The 20,071-nt window shown below is 42.6% G+C and carries 18 protein-coding genes; 5 read left to right on the top strand and 13 right to left on the bottom strand.

Annotation, left to right across the window (positions count from 1 at the left end; genetic code table 11):
- Positions 1 to 8: 8 nt before the first annotated feature.
- The 5 genes from rlmD to DH10bf12_RS09715 all read right to left on the bottom strand — a co-directional run bounded on the left by rlmD (position 9) and on the right by DH10bf12_RS09715 (position 5,345).
- A complete protein-coding gene (gene rlmD, locus DH10bf12_RS09735) occupies positions 9 to 1,382 on the bottom strand; it encodes a 23S rRNA (uracil(1939)-C(5))-methyltransferase RlmD (RefSeq protein WP_471735132.1) in 1,374 nt (457 codons plus the stop codon).
- Between the two features lies 1 nt (position 1,383).
- Complete coding sequence (locus tag DH10bf12_RS09730; RefSeq protein WP_471738218.1) at positions 1,384 to 2,250, bottom strand: DNA-3-methyladenine glycosylase family protein; 867 nt, start codon at positions 2,248 to 2,250, stop codon at positions 1,384 to 1,386.
- A gap of 66 nt (positions 2,251 to 2,316) precedes the next feature.
- Positions 2,317 to 3,081 carry a delta-lactam-biosynthetic de-N-acetylase gene (gene pdaA / locus DH10bf12_RS09725; RefSeq protein ID WP_471735131.1) on the bottom strand — a complete coding sequence of 255 codons (765 nt, stop codon included), beginning with the start codon at positions 3,079 to 3,081 and terminating at the stop codon, positions 2,317 to 2,319.
- A gap of 88 nt (positions 3,082 to 3,169) precedes the next feature.
- Positions 3,170 to 4,705, bottom strand: a complete 1,536-nt coding sequence (locus DH10bf12_RS09720) for a fumarate hydratase (RefSeq protein ID WP_471735130.1) — start codon at positions 4,703 to 4,705, stop codon at positions 3,170 to 3,172.
- A 448-nt stretch (positions 4,706 to 5,153) separates the two neighbouring features.
- A complete protein-coding gene (locus DH10bf12_RS09715) occupies positions 5,154 to 5,345 on the bottom strand; it encodes an SE1561 family protein (protein WP_471735129.1) in 192 nt (63 codons plus the stop codon).
- Positions 5,346 to 5,478: 133 nt separating this feature from the next.
- Here DH10bf12_RS09715 and yfkAB point away from each other — a divergent pair, with 133 nt between their 5' ends.
- Positions 5,479 to 6,600, top strand: a complete 1,122-nt coding sequence (gene yfkAB, locus DH10bf12_RS09710; protein WP_471735128.1) for a radical SAM/CxCxxxxC motif protein YfkAB — start codon at positions 5,479 to 5,481, stop codon at positions 6,598 to 6,600.
- A gap of 407 nt (positions 6,601 to 7,007) precedes the next feature.
- Here yfkAB and DH10bf12_RS09705 read toward each other — a convergent pair whose 3' ends face one another.
- A complete protein-coding gene (locus DH10bf12_RS09705; protein ID WP_471735127.1) occupies positions 7,008 to 7,388 on the bottom strand; it encodes an OsmC family protein in 381 nt (126 codons plus the stop codon).
- A gap of 105 nt (positions 7,389 to 7,493) precedes the next feature.
- Between DH10bf12_RS09705 and DH10bf12_RS09700 the strand changes: the two genes are divergently transcribed.
- Both DH10bf12_RS09700 and DH10bf12_RS09695 read left to right on the top strand, forming a co-directional pair.
- A complete protein-coding gene (locus tag DH10bf12_RS09700) occupies positions 7,494 to 8,663 on the top strand; it encodes an MFS transporter (RefSeq protein ID WP_471735126.1) in 1,170 nt (389 codons plus the stop codon).
- A 164-nt stretch (positions 8,664 to 8,827) separates the two neighbouring features.
- On the top strand, positions 8,828 to 10,747 hold the full coding sequence (locus DH10bf12_RS09695) for a heavy metal translocating P-type ATPase (RefSeq protein WP_471735125.1): 1,920 nt from the start codon (positions 8,828 to 8,830) through the stop codon (positions 10,745 to 10,747).
- A 229-nt stretch (positions 10,748 to 10,976) separates the two neighbouring features.
- On the opposite strand, the gene DH10bf12_RS09690 is transcribed toward DH10bf12_RS09695, so the two are convergent.
- From DH10bf12_RS09690 to DH10bf12_RS09680, 3 genes are read right to left on the bottom strand one after another with little or no spacing between them, the layout of a single operon-like run.
- Positions 10,977 to 11,945 (bottom strand): YihY/virulence factor BrkB family protein, encoded by a 969-nt coding sequence (locus DH10bf12_RS09690; protein WP_471735124.1) that lies wholly within the window; start codon positions 11,943 to 11,945, stop codon positions 10,977 to 10,979.
- Positions 11,946 to 11,968: 23 nt separating this feature from the next.
- Complete coding sequence (locus DH10bf12_RS09685; protein WP_471735123.1) at positions 11,969 to 12,346, bottom strand: hypothetical protein; 378 nt, start codon at positions 12,344 to 12,346, stop codon at positions 11,969 to 11,971.
- Between the two features lie 20 nt (positions 12,347 to 12,366).
- The gene (locus tag DH10bf12_RS09680; protein WP_471735122.1) at positions 12,367 to 12,801 is read right to left on the bottom strand and encodes an arsenate reductase/protein-tyrosine-phosphatase family protein; all 435 of its coding nucleotides are present in this window, start codon (positions 12,799 to 12,801) and stop codon (positions 12,367 to 12,369) included.
- A 183-nt stretch (positions 12,802 to 12,984) separates the two neighbouring features.
- On the opposite strand from DH10bf12_RS09680, the gene DH10bf12_RS09675 reads away from it, so the two are divergent.
- A complete protein-coding gene (locus DH10bf12_RS09675; protein WP_471735121.1) occupies positions 12,985 to 14,343 on the top strand; it encodes an alanine/glycine:cation symporter family protein in 1,359 nt (452 codons plus the stop codon).
- A gap of 65 nt (positions 14,344 to 14,408) precedes the next feature.
- A complete protein-coding gene (locus tag DH10bf12_RS09670) occupies positions 14,409 to 14,633 on the top strand; it encodes a DUF1128 domain-containing protein (protein ID WP_471735120.1) in 225 nt (74 codons plus the stop codon).
- Between the two features lie 59 nt (positions 14,634 to 14,692).
- Here DH10bf12_RS09670 and DH10bf12_RS09665 read toward each other — a convergent pair whose 3' ends face one another.
- From DH10bf12_RS09665 to DH10bf12_RS09650, 4 genes are all read right to left on the bottom strand, one after another.
- Entirely contained in the window at positions 14,693 to 16,462 is a 1,770-nt protein-coding gene (locus DH10bf12_RS09665) for a methyl-accepting chemotaxis protein (RefSeq protein ID WP_471735119.1), read from the bottom strand.
- 244 nt (positions 16,463 to 16,706) lie between these two features.
- Positions 16,707 to 17,216: a type 1 glutamine amidotransferase domain-containing protein gene (locus DH10bf12_RS09660; protein ID WP_471735118.1), complete on the bottom strand. Its 510-nt coding sequence runs from the start codon at positions 17,214 to 17,216 to the stop codon at positions 16,707 to 16,709.
- 57 nt (positions 17,217 to 17,273) lie between these two features.
- Positions 17,274 to 18,272 carry a class I SAM-dependent methyltransferase gene (locus tag DH10bf12_RS09655; protein ID WP_471735117.1) on the bottom strand — a complete coding sequence of 333 codons (999 nt, stop codon included), beginning with the start codon at positions 18,270 to 18,272 and terminating at the stop codon, positions 17,274 to 17,276.
- A gap of 353 nt (positions 18,273 to 18,625) precedes the next feature.
- Complete coding sequence (locus DH10bf12_RS09650; protein ID WP_471735116.1) at positions 18,626 to 20,005, bottom strand: alanine/glycine:cation symporter family protein; 1,380 nt, start codon at positions 20,003 to 20,005, stop codon at positions 18,626 to 18,628.
- Positions 20,006 to 20,071: the final 66 nt, after the last annotated feature.

Genomic DNA, 20,071 nt, shown 5'->3' with positions numbered 1-20,071 from the left:
AATCAGTTTCACTTCAATACAAGCTTTGTGACACTTTCAACCTGGCTTGTTTGAGGAAACATATCGACTGGCTGAATAGATTCAATTTTATACTGTCCTGACAGTCTCTTCAAATCTTTTGCAAGTGTCGATGGGTTGCATGATGTATAAATGAACGTTTTCGGCTTAAGTGAAAGGATTGTATCAAGCAGTTTCTCATCGCATCCGGTTCTTGGCGGATCCACGACTACAACATCCGGTTTAAAGCCTTCCTTCTTCCATTTAAACATCCACTCTTCTGCCGTCCCCACCTGGTAATCAAACTTCTTCACACCATGATTCTTTGCATTCTGGCGTGCATCAATAATGGACTCCTTCATGACGTCCATACCCCGTATTTCTGAAGCACCATCTGAGAGCCACAGACCAATCGTACCTGATCCGCAGTATGCGTCTACGATTTTTTCTTTTCCTGTCAGTGCAGCTGCTTTTTTCACTTCATCATATAATTTTACCGTCTGAACAGGGTTCAGCTGGAAAAATGCTTTTGCTGATAAATGATAAGTGTACTCTTCAAGCTTCTCTTCAATTGTCGGCTTTCCTGAGAGCTTCACTGTTTTCTTACCAAAGATCATTGAAGTTGAAGCCGGATTAATATTTTGCATAATAGATTTGACTTCAGGCATTTTATTTTCAAGCTGGGTGATCAGCTTTTCTTTATTCGGTAATTCTTCACCTGCTGTGACAATCACAATCTGCACTTCACCTGTGTGAATGCCGACACGCGTCACAATGGTTCTCACACAGCCTTTTTTTGTGCGCTCATTATAAATCGGGATATCAAGCTTCTCCAGCTGCTTTCTGACAACCTGGGTTGCTTTATTCGTTTCTTTACGCTGAACAATACAGTCTTTGATATCGACAAGTTCATGTGAGTTCATACTGTAAAGTCCTGCAATCACTTTCTTGCCCTGCTTCGCTGTCTGGAACTGACTCTTGTTGCGGTAGCGCCAAGGGTCTTCCATGCCGATCGTATCTTTCACTTCAATGCTGCCGGCAAGATCTTTTGCATGTCTTTCAAGCGCCTGATGGATCAGGTCTTTTTTAAACTTAAGCTGTTCAGCATAAGTCACATGCTGAAGCTGACACCCTCCGCACGCCTCATAGACAGGACAAGGCGGTTGAACCCGCTCAGGTGATTCTTTTCTGATTGTTTTAATTTTAGCTGTCGCAAATTTGGGTTTTACATCTGTTACTTCTGCCACGATTTCTTCCCCAGGTAGTGCACCAGGCACGAAGACAACCTGCTTTTTAAAATAACCGACGCCTTCCCCGTTAATACCTAGACGTTTAATCGTTAATGGGAATTCCTGTTTTACTTCTATATCGATTTGATTCATCATGTCACTTCCCTGTTTCAATGCTCCGCCATAAATAGAGGGAGGCATAGCTTGAATACGGACGCCAGTCCTGTTGCCATTTCTCCATTTCATCTAAAGCAGGCTTTTCATCTAATTGAAAATGCTTTTTTAATGCATTTTGAATACCAATATCTGCAGGCAGGAAAATATCCATTCTGCCAAACCCAAATAATAGCACACTCTGAGCCGTCCAGGGGCCAATTCCTCTAATCTTGACTAATTCTTTAATGACTTCCTCATCATCTTTTTCACTCAGTTCAGCCAGATCCAATTCTCCTGAAGACACCTTCTCACCGATCCCAATTAAATATTCGGCCTTCCGCTGACTGAACTGCATGTCTCTCAAGTGTTCAATCGGAATTGCGGCGACAGTTTCCGGGTCAGGATAAAACCATACTTGGTCCACCTGTTCACCGAAAGTTTTTACAAACCGCTCAGTCAGCGTCGCTGCAAATGACATATTCAGCTGCTGGTGAATCACACTTTTCAATAGACAGCTGTATGGAGATGGTTCAAGTACAAGCGGTGTTCCTGCATGCTCTTCAAAAATTGCTTTTAAAGTCGATTCTTGAAAGTGCTCATGAATGTCATGAAGTCCCCGCTCAAGCTGCAGAACGCGCTGAACAAACTGAATCGCTTCTGATTGATCAGCTTTTCCTTCAATTTTAAAAGATGGCTCTGCCTTACTGCCTGTAAATGTAATATGTAACGCCTGCTTCTCCTGATATTCAAAAGGTAATGACAGACGCAGCTCCTTCTGATCCATTACGACAATGGGATCAAGACTCATCCGGTCCAGTACCCGTTCAAAGTCATAGGGGCCCTTTACATTTATTTCATGCTGCCACATCAGTTTCACGCCTTTTTTCTTCTGATTATAACATGAGGGTATGAAAAAAACGGGCTGCTGCCCGCTTTAGGATTGGTTCTTTGTCAGGTGGTCAAGCGTTTCAAATTTGTACCCCTGCTTTTTCATATCCTGAATCACGCGCTGGAGTGCACCGGCATTGTCAGATGATACCGTATGCAAAAGAATCACAGCACCGGGGTGAAGCTGCTTCATGATTTCATTGTAAGCATAATCCGCTCCCTGAGGCTTTTCATGATACCAGTCCACAAATGCAAGTGACCAGAATACATGCGTATATCCTTCATCATTTGCAACCTTCATTGAAAGCTCGTTAAATACACCTTCTGGCGGTCTGACGTATTTCATTTCCTTCTGCCCCGTTAATTCTTCCGTTTTCTTTTTAACCTTCGCCCACTCTTCTTTCATCTGTGCTTCGGTTAAAGTGGAGAAATCCGGATGACCCCATGAATGATTTCCGATGATATGCCCGTCATCCACCATTCTTTTCACTAAAGGTGCTGCGCTTTCCAGATAATGTCCTGTTAAAAAGAAGGTTGCCGGCACTTTCTCTTCTTTTAACACATCAAGAATTTTCTCTGTATACCCGTTTTCAAAACCATTATCAAACGTGAAGTATACAATTTTCTCATCCGGGGACCCTTTATAGTAAGCACCGTGCTTTTCTAACAGCTCATTATACATTGCACCTGCATCAGGCTGCTCACCACCCACTGAACGTTTAAATCCCCAGTGATGGGTTTCTGCATGTGCTGACAGTGTGAGTCCAAGAAATAAAAACAGTGCTGCTGTGATTGAATAAAATGTTTTCATATCTGCCTCCTTTCTTTTATTAAATTGTGCAGATACGTTAGTGACATACATAGCAAAAGCACCCACATAGATGTGAGTGCTTCAGTTATTAGCTGAATACCTTTTCTTTAAAACGTGACAGCTTCTCAAGTGACGACTGGTCAACGTCTTGATGCAGGCTGTTTCCATGTGAATCCATTGTGACAACTGCAGTAAAACCTTTGACGCGGAGATGCCACATTGCTTCCGGTACACCAAACTGCATGAGATCGACGCCTTCTACACCCTGGATACAGTCAGCGTAGTACTGTGCTGCACCACCGATGGCATTTAAATAAACGCCGCCGTGTTCTTCAAGAGCTTTCAGCGTTTTCGGTCCCATACCGCCTTTACCGATCACTGCACGGATTCCGAACCTCTTCATAATATCTCCCTGGTAAGGCTCTTCACGGATTGAAGTAGTCGGACCTGCTGCTTTCACATGCCAGTTTCCTTCTTCATCCTTCAGCATAACAGGACCGCAGTGATAGATCACCTGGCCATTCAAATCAACCGGTGAGTCATTGTCGCTCAGGTATTTGTGGATGGCATCGCGTCCTGTATACATCATGCCGTCAATCTGAACGACATCTCCTACTTTCAGCGTACGGATCTGTTCTTCAGAAATTGGTGCAGTCAGTCTGACAACCTCAGGCTTTTCATCAGGAGTTTCTGCCTGATCCTCATCAAAAGAGATCTTCTCGCCTTCCTGATAAAGCCATTCCTGAATCTCACCGCTGTCAGCACCCACTGTGATGCCCAGGCGTCTGAACGCCCAGCAATTATACGCAACGGATACAAAGAAGCTTGCAGGAATACGGTGCATTACGCCAACCTTACAGCCAAGTAAAGTCGTTTCGCCGCCAAAGCCCATCGTTCCAATACCAAGTTCATTTGCATGATCCATCACATACTCTTCAAGCTTTCTCAGATCTTCATTCGGATTTACATCTTCAGAAGAACGGAACAGCTGCGCTTTTGCAAGGTCATATCCTGAAGAACGGTCTCCCCCGATTCCTACACCGATAAAACCTGCGCTGCAGCCCTGTCCCTGTGCCTGATAGACAGAATGCATCACACATTTACGGATGCCATCCAGGTCGCGCCCTGCTCTGCCTAATCCATCAAGTTCACATGGCAGACTGTACTGAATGTTTTTATTTTCACAGCCGCCACCTTTTAAAATCAGACGGATATCAATCTCATCGTTTTCCCACTGCTCATATTTAATAACAGGCAGTCCTTCACCGAGGTTATCACCGCTATTTTCTCCGGTAATTGAATCAACTGAGTTCGGACGCATCTTTCCATCATTTGTCGCGCGCACCATTGCCCGTTTAATCGCTGCAGAAATCTCAAGCTGATTCACGCCAACCGGTGTTTTGATTTTAAATGTCGGAAGACCGGTGTCCTGACAGATTGGCGATACTTTCTCGTCAGCCATCTGGATATTTTGTGTAATCGTTGCAAGACTCATCGCTGCACGTGTGCCTGCATTTTCCTGTGCTTTTGCTTTGCGGATTGCACGACGCACGTCTTTTGGCAGGTTTGTTGATGTCTCAACAATCAGTTCGTATAAACTATTTTCTAATGCTTCAATATTCATTTTTATGTATTCCCCTCTCCCAAAACTCAACGAATTTATTATAACCCGGTGCTTTATTGAAGGAAAGGGTGTTTGTAAACGTTTTCTGAATGGTGATATTTTTATTGAACCGTCACTTTTTGCGACCGGTCTGGTGAGCCTCCCTATGGCTGCGTGCCTGCAGGTTCTCGCCAGGCCTTTACTGCCTCAGAAGTATCGCACCTTCTACTCCAACCAGCTTCATAATTAAGCTTCTCAAACTTTGAGTGTCCTATTATTTAATTTGAAGTACGATACATCCGGGTTGAGTGTTGTATTGTGCTCAGCGAAGTATGTATCTGGCTGTTTGAAGTATCTATCGGACTTATTGAAGTAGTTAAACTGCCCGGAGACTGACGTGATAATAAAATTCCCTGCAGCGATTTAGAATTTATATCTCAGAATAAAAAAAACAGACCCGCAGGCCTGCTTATGATTCGTTATCGTCTTTTTTAAACTGCTGTACCTTTAATTCCAAATCATCAAGCATCTGAATCATACGATCGATATCTTCAAGATCAGTACTTTCTGCATCTACGGATTCCAGCACTTCTAAAAACATTGATAAACGCTGCTTCAGGTAGAGTACCTGTGAGTCATTATCGTGAATAGCATTACCCATGCCTCTCACTCCTTTCAAATCCGTCCTTATCGTAACGGATTCCGCTCATTTCTGCAACTTTCGCTGAATCGCCATTGACTTCCTGCTACTTTATTTTCATACTGACAGAGTTAATGAAAAAGGAGAATTTAAAATGACGATCATGAAACAACCGATTACAACATCCTATGATCCATGGGAAGCTTATGAAGATATGAAGCAATTCGGAAAAATGACGCTATCTAACATAGAATTTACGACCACTACTCTTTGCAATATGAGGTGTGCCCATTGTGCAGTTGGTTACAGCCTGTCAAACAAAGATCCAAAAACACTGGATATGAATTTAATTTTAAAGCGTTTGGATGAAATTGAACACCTCAGAACACTCAGCATTACAGGCGGCGAGCCGATGATGTCAAAAAAGTCCGTTGAAAACACTGTGCTTCCTCTTATGAGATATGCGCATGAAAGAGGCGTACGCACACAGATGAATTCAAATCTGACCATTGATCTGAAGCGCTATGAGCCAATTGTTCCCTACCTCGATGTTTTACATATTTCACATAACTGGGGAACGGTTGATGAATTTATTCATACCGGCTTTGCAAGAATGGAGCGTAAGCCGTCTGAAGCACAGCGGGAAGCACTTTTCAAAAAGATGATCGATAACAGCCGTGCGTTAAGTGAAGCTGGTGTGATGGTGTCTGCTGAAACGATGCTGAACAAGAAAACACTTCCGCATATTGAAAGAATTCACCGTGAAGTTGTAGAGGATATGAAATGCGCACGCCACGAGATTCATCCGATGTACCCTTCAAATTTCGCAGAGTCCCTCGAGACGCTGACACTTGAAGAAACCCGTGAAGCAATTGATCATCTGCTCTCAATTCGTGATCAGGATACGTGGATGCTGTTTGGCACACTGCCATTTTATGCGTGCAGCACTTCTGAAAAAGACCGTGAAATGTTGAAGCGTCTTTACAGCGAAAAAAATGTGACTGTCAGGAATGATCCTGATGGCCGTTCCCGTCTGAATGTCAGTGTGTTCACTGGAGATGTGATCGTCACTGACTTTAATAACACACCACCACTTGGCAACATTCAGCACGACAGCCTGCCTGAAGTCTTCAATAAGTGGATGGCAACAGAGGATGCCAAAAGCGTTAACTGCCACTGTCCGGCAGTCAGCTGTCTGGGCCCGAACCTGCTGGTAAAGGATATGTACTATAAAGGTGCAGATTTTACTCAGAGAAGTGCCCTGCTTTCAAAATAATATGAATATCAGGATTCCAATGATTCGTTGTTGTGCACAGCAGATGATTGGAGCGTAAGGTGGTGCTCCTGCGACGGAAAGCGTCCATCTTGTGCTCCAATCACCTGCTATTGCCCGTTCAGCCAATTAAATAATATAACCAAAGTACCGGATAAAAAATTTTCCCGGTACTTTTTTATTAATTATCTATTTTGAATATTTACACTATTCAATAATCGTGCTATACTACATTTACATTCAAGAAAGAGGGGGGCTGCTTCAGATCATTCTGACAAAACCTTTTCGTAGAGGAGAGTGATGAGAAGCGCTTGTGAAATAAAAAGTGCGTATATATGGAAAGTATGATAAAAACTCGAATACCATAAAACCCGGCTTACTCTTTTAAACAAAGAATAAGCCGGGTTTTATTATGCTTTTATTTCGAAACTCTCTGTAATCTCTATGCTGTCTTTTACCGACTGAACCATGGAACAGTTCCTCCGGGTCACTTCCAGCGCTTTTTTAACCTTCTCTTCTTTCAGGTCTCCGGTAATGGTAAAGTGCATATGAATTTTCTCTACGCGGTTTGCTTCTTTTTCATTCCGCTCCACCTCGGTATTTACTTTAATATCAGTAAATTCCATACGCATTCTCTCAAGCACCTTACGTAAGACGCCACCACTGCAGACTGCTACGGAAGAAACGAGCAGCTGATATGGCCGGAAGCCGTACTCCTCGTTTCCGGAAATATGAAGCTCTCCATATTCAAGGTCAGTTGTAAATCCGCCTTCTTTCATTTTGAATTCCATAGGATCTCCTTCTTTCTATCTCATTATTATAGTAAGATTATAGCGTTGTCTTTTACGGAACTCGATTAATCTGCTTATGAATTTATGTCAGTCAGGAGTTTTTATATGGGTGTTTCTACACGAACTCGTTTTTGGATTTTAGTTGGGATTGTAGCGATCTCAGGATTTTCTCAGGGAATGCTGCTCCCATTGATTGCGATTATTTTTGAACAACAGGGTGTTTCGTCTGCGATGAACGGTCTGCATGCCACAGGGATTTACATAGGGATTCTGATTGCCTCTCCATTGATGGAGGCTCCGCTCAGACGATTTGGTTACAAACCGATGATTGTTGTCGGTGGAATGATCGTCGGGCTTTCACTGCTCGCATTTCCTTTATGGCAGTCATTTTGGTTTTGGTTTGTCCTCAGACTGCTGATTGGAATCGGGGATAACATGCTGCATTTTTCTACACAGACGTGGATTACTTCTTTTTCTGAAGCTCACCGCAGAGGCAGAAACATTGCTGTGTACGGGTTGTTTTTCTCATTTGGCTTTGCAATCGGACCTGCAATGAGTTCACTTGTTGAGATCAATCCGACATTACCATTTGTTTTCTCCGGAATTTTGACGTTTATCACATGGGGATTTGTGTTTTTACTAAAAAATGATTTTCCGGATCATGGAGGAGGAGAATCTACTTCTTTTTTAGGGACGATGAAACGGTTCAGTCAGGTCTGGAAATATGCATGGGTCGCTTTTCTTCCCCCGCTCAGCTATGGATTTCTGGAAGCGAGTTTACACGGGAACTTTCCGATTTATGCTTTGAGAAACGGAATTGAAGCAGGTGCCATTGCTTATATTCTTCCTGCTTTTTCAATTGGGGCGATTGTATTCCAGCTGCCCCTTGGTATGCTGAGTGATAAATATGGGCGCCACCGTATTTTGATGAGTGTATTATTTGCAGGCGCTTTCTGCTTTATCCTGGCAGGACTTGCCGGTTCATCCCCATTATGGCTGACGCTTGCCTTTTTCACAGCCGGTATGGCAACAGGGTCGACATTTTCACTCGGGATCAGTTATATGACTGATCTTTTGCCAAAACATCTGCTTCCTGCGGGGAATATTATGTGCGGTGTTGCATTCAGTCTTGGCAGTATTGGGGGTCCTGCGATCGGCGGACTGATCATTGAATTTTTCACTGAAGGATTCTTTTATTTCATCTCTATACTGCTTGTTACCATTGGTTTGTGCCTGGTTGCTTTCTCGCTGCGTAAGAGGCTTGCAGTAAGTTAGTATCTACCGGTTTTTTATTTCAAATGGTATAATAAAAGAAAACCAAACTCAATTTCATATCAACATTTTTTACAATGCTGCTGTCCTGTGACAGCAGCATTCGCTGCTTTTTAAGGGTATTGATTTCGATTATCTTTCTCAATGCGCAGAGGAGCGTGAGTAGCATGGTCAAGTATAGTGAAGCTTTAAATTTACCTTCAGCGATCAGAAAAGACCGTACACACTTCATAAAAGTACACTTGGAATTGATCATGGCTGTTTTAAGCGGAGTATTGATTCTGATTGCATGGTGGCTGATGCATCAGGGGTTTGATGCTGTATCCGCAGGTATTTACCTGTCTGCTTATGTAATAGGCGGCTATTTTAAAGCGATGGAAGGAATTAAAAACTCTATCAGAACGAAGGATTTAAATGTTGAATTGTTAATGATCATAGCTGCATTAGGTGCTGCTTGGATTGGTTACTGGACTGAGGGTGCCATTTTGATTTTTATTTTTGCACTAAGTGGTGCCCTTGAAACCTATACGATGAACAAAAGCAGAAATGAAATTTCTTCTCTTTTAGATCTCCAGCCTGAAGAAGCCTGGAAGCTTATAGATGGCAGAGAAGTAAAAGTACAGGCTGCCTCGCTTTTGCCTGGTGACGTGATTGCTGTAAAGCCGGGTGAAAGGATCCCTGCTGACGGTCAATTATTTAAAGGGCAAACATCCATAGATGAAGCTGCCTTTACGGGGGAATCCATGCCGGTTACAAAGGATATTGACGCTGAGGTTTTCGCAGGAACGGTGAACCTTACAGGGGCTGTACAGATTAAAGTGACAAAGAAAAATACAGATACCATGTTCCAGAAGATTATCGAGCTTGTTCAGTCAGCGCAAAGTGAAAAGTCTCCTTCACAGTTATTTATTGAAAGGTTTGAGGGGAAATATGTGAAAGCCGTTCTTGTTGTTACTCTTTTGATGATGTTCCTTCCGCATTATGTATTTGGCTGGAGCTGGGAAGAAACCTTCTACCGGGCAATGGTGCTGCTTGTCGTTGCTTCACCCTGTGCACTTGTTGCTTCTATTATGCCTGCTTCCCTCAGTGCCATTTCAAATGGTGCAAAAAAAGGTATCCTTTTTAAGGGGGGCGTTCATTTAGAGAACCTGAACAGTATAAAAGCGATTGCATTTGATAAAACCGGGACACTGACTGAGGGGAAACCTAAAGTGACAAACTGGTTTATCAGGCAGGACCTTGTAAAGTCAGAGATACTGCAGACAACAGCAGCAATTGAAAAGCAGTCCAATCACCCTCTCGCACAGGCCATTGTACTTTTTGCAGAAGACACTGTTCCCCAAGCTGACATTTATATGGATACAGTGGAGGATGTAACCGGATACGGATTGAAAGCTTCTATTGATCAGGACCACTGGAGAATCGGCAAGCCGGACTGGTTTGATCAGGCACAGATTAGCACTGATATTGCAAGTCAGGCAGCTGCTTTATCCAAAGAAGGTAAAACAATTGTACTGATTGAAAAGAATAAAGAAGTGATCGGTCTGATTGCTTTAAAGGATCAGGTCAGACAGCAGACGATCGAAGCAGTGAAGTACCTAAAATCTGTCGGTATCCATACTGTCATGCTGACTGGTGACAGCCTTGGAACTGCTGAATCGATTCAGAGAGAAACAGGAGTAGACAGCTTTAAAGCAGAGTGTCTGCCTGGGGTAAAAGTAGAAGAAATAAAAAAACTGAAGACGACATACGGTCAGGTAGCGATGATTGGGGACGGCATTAACGATGCGCCAGCACTCGCCACTGCCTCTGTCGGTGTGGCCATGGGAGCAGGATCTGACATTGCGCTTGAAACCGCTGACGTTGTATTAGTAAAAAATGACCTTCAGAAAATTGCTGAAGCGATTAAGCTTTCTAAAAGAATGAATAAGATTGTAAAGCAAAATATCATTTTCAGTATTGCAGTAATCTTTGTACTGATCATTTCAAACTTTTTTCAGGCGCTTGATCTCCCGCTTGGCGTGCTCGGTCACGAAGGAAGTACCATTTTGGTCATCCTGAACGGCCTCAGACTCTTAAGAGGTTAAATAGAAATGCGGAAGGCGCTTGTCCGGCTTATGAACCGAAGAGCCAGCGCCTGGAGCTGAACATAGTAAAGCCTTCCATTCATAGGGAATGGAAGGCTTTTTTGTTTATTCCGCTTCAGCTGGCAGCCCATCGTGTCATTAGCTCAGATAAAAACATGAGGTGAATCGCCAATTTCTCTTATCAAATCTCATGCTTGACTGGACTGAACACCTGCTTCCGCTTTTCGAATCATGATCCTTTCGGAACAAACGATCTATGACGGCGTTTAGCAGCCATCGTCGCATTCACCTGGGCACCGACAAGAATAATGATTCCTGAAAGGTACAGCCAGATCATCAGTACGATAATTCCACCGATACTGCCATAAGATGCAGAATAGTTACCGAAATTACCTACATAGAACGAAAATAACGAGGAAGTTAATAACCATCCGAGCGCTGCAAAAACCGCTCCCGGAATAACTGAAATAAATCGGATCTTCACATTCGGTACAAATGCATATAGCCCGACAAAAGCAACAAACAGTACAAATGGTGTAATCGCAAATCTGAGCACGGTCCAGATCGTCAGGAACGTATCACTCAAGCCGAACCATGAAAAGATTAATTCCCCGATCTGCTGGCCAAAAATCGGCAGCAGTAATGCAACAACAAAAATCAGTACCATGACAATTGTCCATACAACAGCCATACCACGTGCAATGATAAATGACCTTGTTTCTTCCACTTCATAGGCGTTGTTGAATGCCTTCATAATTGCATTCATGCCGTTGGAAGCAGACCATAAAGTACCCAGAATACCAATCGATAAAAGGCCTGCACTTTCTCCGGTTGCCACTTCAGATACTGTCGTTTCAATTAACGACATCGCATCACCAGGCGCAAATTCACGGAACATATCAAGGAGCTGTGCCTGGGTAATATCTAAATAAGGAAGTAATGCCAGTGCAAAAATCAGCAGCGGGAACAATGAAAGTAAAAAATAATAGGCCAGCTGCGCACCAAGTCCTGGTGTATCAGCATCAGTAAAGCGTCTCATAACAGCTTTAATAAATCCCGTGAACGTATCATAATGCCCCTCACGCCCTGCTTTATGTACAGCATCTGACATATCCTCAAGGTGTCTGTTTTTTTTGCCTTCTTTCCAATCGCTGTCTTCTTTCTTTTCAGGAGCAGGATTGTCTTTTTGAGAAGTCATTCCATTCCTCCTTGTGTCAGATTTTATACGGTCTTTTTTTCAGAAAGTCCGCCGGTTGAAGCCGCTGGACTTTGAGGTGCAGACTGATCTTCTGTAAAAGCTTCCTTTGTTTCCTTAACAGTTTCTTTTAATTCAGGTGCCATTAATTTCACTTCTTCATATTTTTCAGTAAGAAATGCAATGTCCTCCTGAATTTTTTCTGCGATCTCTCTCCACTGATCTGCTTTTTGAGAAGCTCTGTCTGCGAACTCCTGAGGATTTCTGGAATAGTAGGAGATAGATTGCTTCGTGTTTGATAACGACTGGGCAGTTCTTTTTCTTGTGGAAGGATCAAGCATGCTGAGTATTCCTCCTGCTACTGCTCCAATGATAATACCTGCTGATAATTTGTTCTTCGCCATTTCTTTTCCTCCAATTTGTTTTACAATTTTGCAGCCAGTTCGACGCTTTTTTGCTTCAGGTCTTTTATCACTTCATCTGCCTGATCGCCCTGCAGCATGTGTTCAAGGTCATCCATTGATCTTCCGCTGAATTCTTCGATTCTAATGATATCATGTTCTTTTTCAGATGCCTTCAGAAGTTGTTTTAAAGCTTCTTCTGCTGCCTGACTGATCACGATAATGGTATCAGCCTGTTCAAGGTCCCTCCGCTGCAGCTGTCTGGTCTTTAGTTCTTCTTTTTCGCTGCCTGCCCCTTTTATTCCTTCAAAAGAATTTTCGGACATTTCCCCGTGTTGCCAGGTAAAGGTGCCTCTTATTAGAAGGTTTATGTTATCCTGAGCAATTTCTGTCAGTTCAGCAGCAAGTATTGTACAACTTGACAAGTGGTTCTGTACAAGGAATAATACAGTCTTCATCATCTCTCTCCTTATACGGAATATGGTTTACTATTTCCTTAGGTCTTTTGTTTGAAACCTTTTCAGCTTGCCGAATTTAAAAAAACCTTGACAATCAGGGGTCAATTTTCGGAATATTTAATGTAAGGCATACATATTTTGTTCATATTTATGACCTAGAAAAAAGAAAAAGGGGGAAATCAGATGCAAGGCTTAACAGATCTTCTGAATGAAATCAGTGGGCTGGTATGGGGACCGCCGCTACTTATTCTGTTAGTCGGAACAGGTATTTACCTGACCTTCCGTCTCGGAATGGTGCAGTTCGCTTTAACCGGCTATTCACTCAAGCTGGCTTTTTCCCGTAACCAGGACAAAAAGTCAAAGGGTGATATTTCTCACTTCCAATCTTTAATGACCGCAATGGCGGCAACTGTTGGTACCGGTAATATTGTCGGTGTTGCAACAGCTGTTGTGCTTGGGGGGCCGGGTGCGATTTTCTGGATGTGGCTATCAGCTATCTTCGGAATGGCAACCAAGTATGCGGAAGCTGTACTTGCTGTTAAGTATCGTGTTCAGGATGAGGACGGCGAAATGTCCGGCGGTCCGATGTATTACCTTGAACGCGGACTGAAGCAAAAATGGCTTGGTGTGCTATTTGCACTGTTTGGTGCAATTGCCGCGTTTGGTATTGGAAATATGGTTCAATCGAACTCGGTTTCAGATGTTGTAAATGATACGTTTGCTATACCGACATGGGTAACAGGAATTGCGCTGACAGTCTTTACTGCGCTTGTTATTCTGGGCGGAATTAAGAGTATCGGTAAAGTGACATCTATTTTCGTTCCTTTTATGGCAGCTTTTTATCTTTTAGCAGGCCTTATTGTTATGATTTTAAATTTTGATTTAGTACCTGGTGCATTTGCTACAATCTTCACCCTGGCATTTGGTAACGAAGCAATCGCCGGTGGTGTGATCGGTGCGATTATCCGTTATGGTGTTGCCCGTGGGGTCTTCTCTAACGAAGCAGGTCTTGGATCTGCACCAATCGCTGCTGCTGCAGCAAAAACGGATATGCCAGGACGTCAGGGATTAGTTTCCATGACACAGGTATTAATTGATACACTGATCATCTGTTCGATCACTGGTGTAACGATCGTTATGGCTGGGCTTTATGAAGGCGGTGACCTTCAGGGTGGCGCGCTAACTTCAGCATCATTTGAGTACTTCCTTGGTCCTGTTGGTCCAATTCTTGTAACAGTCGGATTAATTTTCTTTGCTTCTTCTACAATTATCGGCTGGTCTTATTATGGAGAGAAGTGTTTCCAGTACCTTGTAGGAACAAAGAAATTTAATGTCTTTTACCGCGCTCTTTTCGTTGTTGCGGTAATGGTTGGTTCTGTTGCGACACTTGATGTTGTATGGGCCTTCTCAGATGTGATGAACGGCTTAATGGCTTTCCCTAACTTAATTGGATTACTTGGTCTTTCAGGCGTAGTTGCTTATGAGACGAAGCGGATCCGCGCGAAGATCAAGGAAGAGAAAGCAGCAAATAAAGCCGCTTAATGCATATTGACAGATCCTTTGAAGCATGGAAAGATGGTATTTAGCGAATGAAAGGACTGATCAATATGGATTTAACAGTACAGAGCACAGAAAATGCTGAATATATGGTTGAAAAGATTAAAGACCGACTTCGTATTGTAAACGCTGGTGCCCTTAAGGTATCTGCTTTTGATGAAGAACAGTATGAGGAGCTTCACTCTCTTTATACAATGGTGATGAAAAGAGAGACATTCAGCCCAAGTGAAATGCAGGCAATTGCTGAAGAGCTTGGCAGTCTGCGTAAAGCATAGGCTGGCAAATAGAAAGAGGAGATGAACCGAATGCGGCCATCTCCTCTTTTTTCATTTAATCAGGAAGCTTTTTCATTGTCTTGAATATCATTTGTACTTGATTCGTTTACTTCCGCCTCTTTTGCTGTTATTACAGCTTCAGACGCTTCCTCTACACTGAACATCCCAATACGGTCCCTGAGCTCTCTGGCATCGTTTATAAGCCCTCTGGAGGACTCATAGACACTCTCCATTGTTGAACTTGATTCTTCGGCACTTGCACTTGTCTGTTCAATACCGGCTGCTGACTCTTCTGATACAGAAGCAATCTGCTCAATATCCTGATGCATATCTTCAGTTGCATTGACGATCTCATACAGTGAAGCTGCAATCATTTTCATTTGATCTGATACAGCATTTACCTGCTGATCGATTTCTGCAAATGAGCTTGAAGTCGCTTCCATCCGGCTGACCCCGTCGTTTACCATTCCATACCCTTCCTGAAGCACTGACACTGTCTCTTTTGATTCTTTCTGGATTGAGCCAATAATACCAGTAATATCTGAAATGGATGCAGATACCTGTACAGCAAGCTTTCTGACTTCATCTGCTACAACTGCAAATCCTTTGCCGTGCTCTCCTGCTCTTGCAGCTTCGATTGCGGCATTTAGAGCAAGCAGATTTGTCTGATCCGCAATCTCCTGAATCACCTGAACAAGCTTTGAAATATTCTGAGCCTGATCATCAAGTCCGTTCACACGGTCCATCGCCTGTTTGAAACTTGTATTAATCTGATTAACGGTTTGAATGGTTTCGTTCATTTTTTCTCCGCCATCTCGTGAAAGCATTAGCATCTGATCTGCTTTTTCCTGAGCAGATGTTCCATGATCTGCAGAACTTTTAATTACTGTGATAAAATGATTCATCTTTTCACTTAAAGAAGAGGATGATTCTGCCTGAGCTCCTGCCCCATCAGCAAGCTCATTCATAGTGACTGCAATCTGGCGACTGCCTTCCTTCACTTCTTCAGCGCTCTCTGTGAGCTGACTTCCTTTTTCCAGCACTGACACTGAGATTCCGGCAACCTCGCCAACCAGGTCTCTCAGCTGCTCATTCATTTCATTAACTGCATGAACAAGCTGGCCGACTTCATCCTTACTCTTCGTTTTCAACTGCTCTGCCGGCAGCGTACCACGGGAGATCGCTTTCATTCTATTCGTAACCATGGCAATCGGTCTTGTAATCTGACCTGCAATCACCATACTGATTAAGACTGCGAGAACAATCACAATTCCACTGATTGTTAAAACTGTGATGATGGTTTGTTCACCATTATTAATAATGGTTTCCCCTGCCGCATCAACTTCAGCTTCTCTTGCAGTTGATATTTTTTCAAGACTATCCATAATACCTCGGGCTGTCGGTTCAAAGTTAGATCTGAATAACACTCTTGCATCTTCTTCCCTGCCGTTATCGAACATAGAGAAAACCCGCTCATTGACGCCTTCTTGCCAGACTCTTGTAATTGTAAGGACAGACTGCATTTCCTTACTGACGTTATATGACTGCAATGTTTCAGCAAATTCATCATTCTTCACTGCAAGCTCATCAAACTTCTCTCTGTAATCAGGCTCGCCATATAATATGTATCCCCGTGTCAAAGCAATCTGCTGAGACACATTAAATCTCATTTCCTGATCAATTGATAACAGGACAAGTTCCTCTTCAAGCAGGTTTTGTGTTTCCTGATTGATGTTTGTAATCGAATAAATATTAAAAGCTGCCAGTCCTCCAATAAAAACAACCAGTACAAAAAATCCTGATAACAGCTTCCACTTCAGTTTTTTCATCTATGCTCCCCCTTATCCCCTGATCTCATAGAACGAATACCTTTTCATATGTATATCGACCTAATTTAAAGATATTTGAGTGCGTTTTCAAAAATAAGTAATAAATGACATTGTCAAAGGTAGCTGATGATTTACACTGCAAGAGGACGCTTAAATCTTCTGCTGTGAAAACACAGCAATAAGGACTTTAACAGCGAAAGAAAAAAACCGGACCCTGGTTTCAGGTCCGGTTTTAAGTGGCTGATTATAATAGTTTTAGTGATTCTCTAATAAATGCAGGAAGATCATCCGGATCACGGCTGGTTACCAGCTGGTTTCCGCATACGACAACTTCTTCATCGTGATACTCTGCCCCTGCGTATTCCATATCCACTTTAATCGATTTAAATCCTGTCGCTTTTCTTCCCTCAAGCGTTTTCGCTGTAATCAGCAGCTGCGGTCCATGACAGATTGTCAGTACCGGCTTGCCGCTGTCCATAAATTCCTTCGCGAATGCAACAAAACGATCGTCACCTCTTAACAGATCGGGTGAAAAGCCACCAGGAATGAATAATGCATCAAAATCTGAAGGACTAACGCCATCAATTGATTTATCAATTGAAACTGTAGCTTCTCCCTGTTTTCCTTTGACGGAATTTCCTGATTCTTTTTCAATCGTTACGACATCATGGCCTTCTTTTTTGAATGCCTCTGCCGGATCTGTATATTCTACGTCCTCAAATTGATCAGTTATTAATGTTGCGATTTTAGCCATTACTAACATCTCCCTTTAATTAAGTCTACAAGATATATATTCCACAATTTTACTTTTTTAAACCTGATCTTTTTTTACCCACTTCACAAAGAACCAGCCACCTTCGCGTATAATTGGAAATGGCGTTTGCTGCTCAAAGCCGCATTCAGCAGCAATATCCTTTAATTCCTGTTCTGAAGGAATTGGATAAAGGTTATCAAACGTCATAAAGAAACTGTTAAATGCGCTTGAAAACTGTTTTCCGTGTTTGGCTTTCTGAAGAGGTGAGATGATTGTGATCGTGCCATTTTCTTCTGTAATGTTTGTGATTTTATTGAAAAACGCCTGGCGTTCTTCTGGATTAATGTAGTGCAGAAGATTGTTAACCATAATGTGATCAAAGGATTTTTCAGGCTCATACTCATGTATATCAGCTTGAACAATTTCCACCTCATCATAGTCAGCAGTCGATTTTTTTGCTGACTCAGCTACTTCTTTATTAATTTCAATACCTGTCAGCTGAAGATCCGGATGTTTTTTTGCAAGCTTCAGCAAATAACCGCCTTCACCACAGCCGATATCAAGAATTGACTGCACCTGGTGCTTTTTCACATTCTGATTAATCAATCTGAATGCAAGCATCTCCAGTAAAGTTGATGTTTTAGCCACTGTAGAGCCGTGCTTTTCATTATCAAAATGCTGCCTTTTCTTTTCTTTCATCAGTTCCGGGTAGTGAAGAAGTGAGGGGATATGAAGTTCCATCATTTCCTTAAGTAAATCACCGGATGAGGGGCTGTCTTTTTTAGAGCCTGGCAGCTTCCACGCTTTAGCAATCTTCACGCGGTTTTTCTCGTCTTTTTTCAGGTGCTTCAGGGCTATTCCTACTTCCACCCACTGTTCTAACAGTTCTTCCTCCAGGTTATAAGCATCTGCTACGTCTCCAACTCTTACAGGCTTTTTGAATGCTTCAAACAAATCCAGTTCATATCCGACATAAGCATGCCAGCTATATAAAAAAGGTACATTTGTCTTCATCCACGTTCTTGCTTTCCACATGTTATTTAAGTCTTTGATCATCTGAACCCCTCCTCTTCACTCTACCGGTTACATATTCAGTATTTCATTAAGTCAAATTGAGTCTTACTCTAATGTGTATCCTTAATTCATCATTTAGAAACTCAGTTTGACAAAAAAATGCACATTCACAGATAAATTGCGAATGTGTAAGGGTGGTGAATCTTATAAAACGTGCCGGATCATTCCTTTACTTTCCGCGGATGAACGCTCAGGCCAGGCAGAAAACCACTGCCTGCCTGGGTCTTTCACTTCGGAATGATCCGGCACTTAATTTTTTTGATACTTAATCCCGATTCTCTAACATCCGCACAAAACGCAAGTAAATTTTATAGATTGGATAAACAAACTCATCGTTATTTTTTGTTTTTACCGATATCTTTTAAGTAGTATTTATCCGAGGTGAAAAATTCATTCTTAAGCTCTTTCACTTTATTACTCAGCATCAGTATCGCAAAGATGTTAGGGAGCAGGATCATGGCAAGCATAATATCAAGGAAGTTCCAGATCATTTCTGCTGCGCCTACTGCACCAAATACAATAGCAATAATATACACAACCTGAATTGCATAAGAGGCCTTCAGTCCAAATAAGAATTCAGCCTGCTTTGCGCCATAGAAAATAACAACAAGGATCGTTGAGAAAACAAAGAATACGAGTGAAACAGTTACTAGGATGCTTCCGAAATCACCAAAGTATTCTGCAAAAGCAATTGTTGTCAGCGCACTGCTGTTATCCATTGCCCCTTCATCCGTCCATACACCTGAAGATAGGACAACGAACGCAGTTGCAGTACAAATGATCAGTGTATCAACAACAATCCCTGACACAGCCCAGAACGCCTGTCTGACAGGGTGATCCGTTGTTGCAGCAGCGTGTGCCATTGGTGCGGTACCAAGTCCCGCCTCATTTGAATAAAGGCCTCTTGCAAAACCCCAGCGGATGACATCAACTAGAGCAGCACCCGCAAAACCACCGATCACAGGTGCAGGTGAGAATGCATTAGAAAAGATTAAATTGAAAAATTCAGGCAGTGCACCCAGATTCATAAATAAAATAACAAGCGCGCCACCAATATAGATCAATGCCATAAATGGTACAACAACCTGCGTTACCTGACCGATTCTCTTAATACCACCGAAAACGATAATTGCAATCAGGCCGGCAATCGCAAGTCCCGTCCAGAGTACAGGAACGCCAAATGATTCATTTACAGTGTTCGCAACTGAATTTCCCTGCACCATCACACTTGGAATCAACTCGAGCATTAGCGCAAATGAAAACCAGATACCAAGCCACTTCATGCCGAGACCCTTTGTCATGTAATACATCGGGCCTCCGACGTATTCACCTTTTTCATTTTTTTCGCGGTAGTGAACAGCCAGTGCACTTTCTGAAAACTTCAGTGACATGCCGACAAGCGCAATGACCCACATCCAGAAAACTGCGCCAGGTCCACCGAACATGATCGCTGCCGGCACACCGACGATATTAGCAGCACCAATTGTAGAAGACAGTGCTGACGTTAATGCCTGAAAAGGAGTAACCGTTCCTTTCCCTTTTGGTTTTTTCGTGACACTCCCAAAAGTCTGCTTAAATATGTATAGCGGATGTCTGAATTGAAAAAAGCCGAGTTTAAAAGTCATAAAAAGTCCGGAAAATAATAACACGGCTATTAATGGAACCCCCCACAGCCATTCAGAAAAAACTGTGATCGCATCAATAAATCCCTCCAATAGGATCTCCTCCTAAAAATAGAATATTTCGGAAACTGCTACTCTTTTTCCCTACGGTTTATGAAA

Source organism: Jeotgalibacillus sp. 10bf12 (genome assembly GCF_055597105.1).
This window is presented reverse-complemented; position numbering and strand designations above follow the sequence as displayed.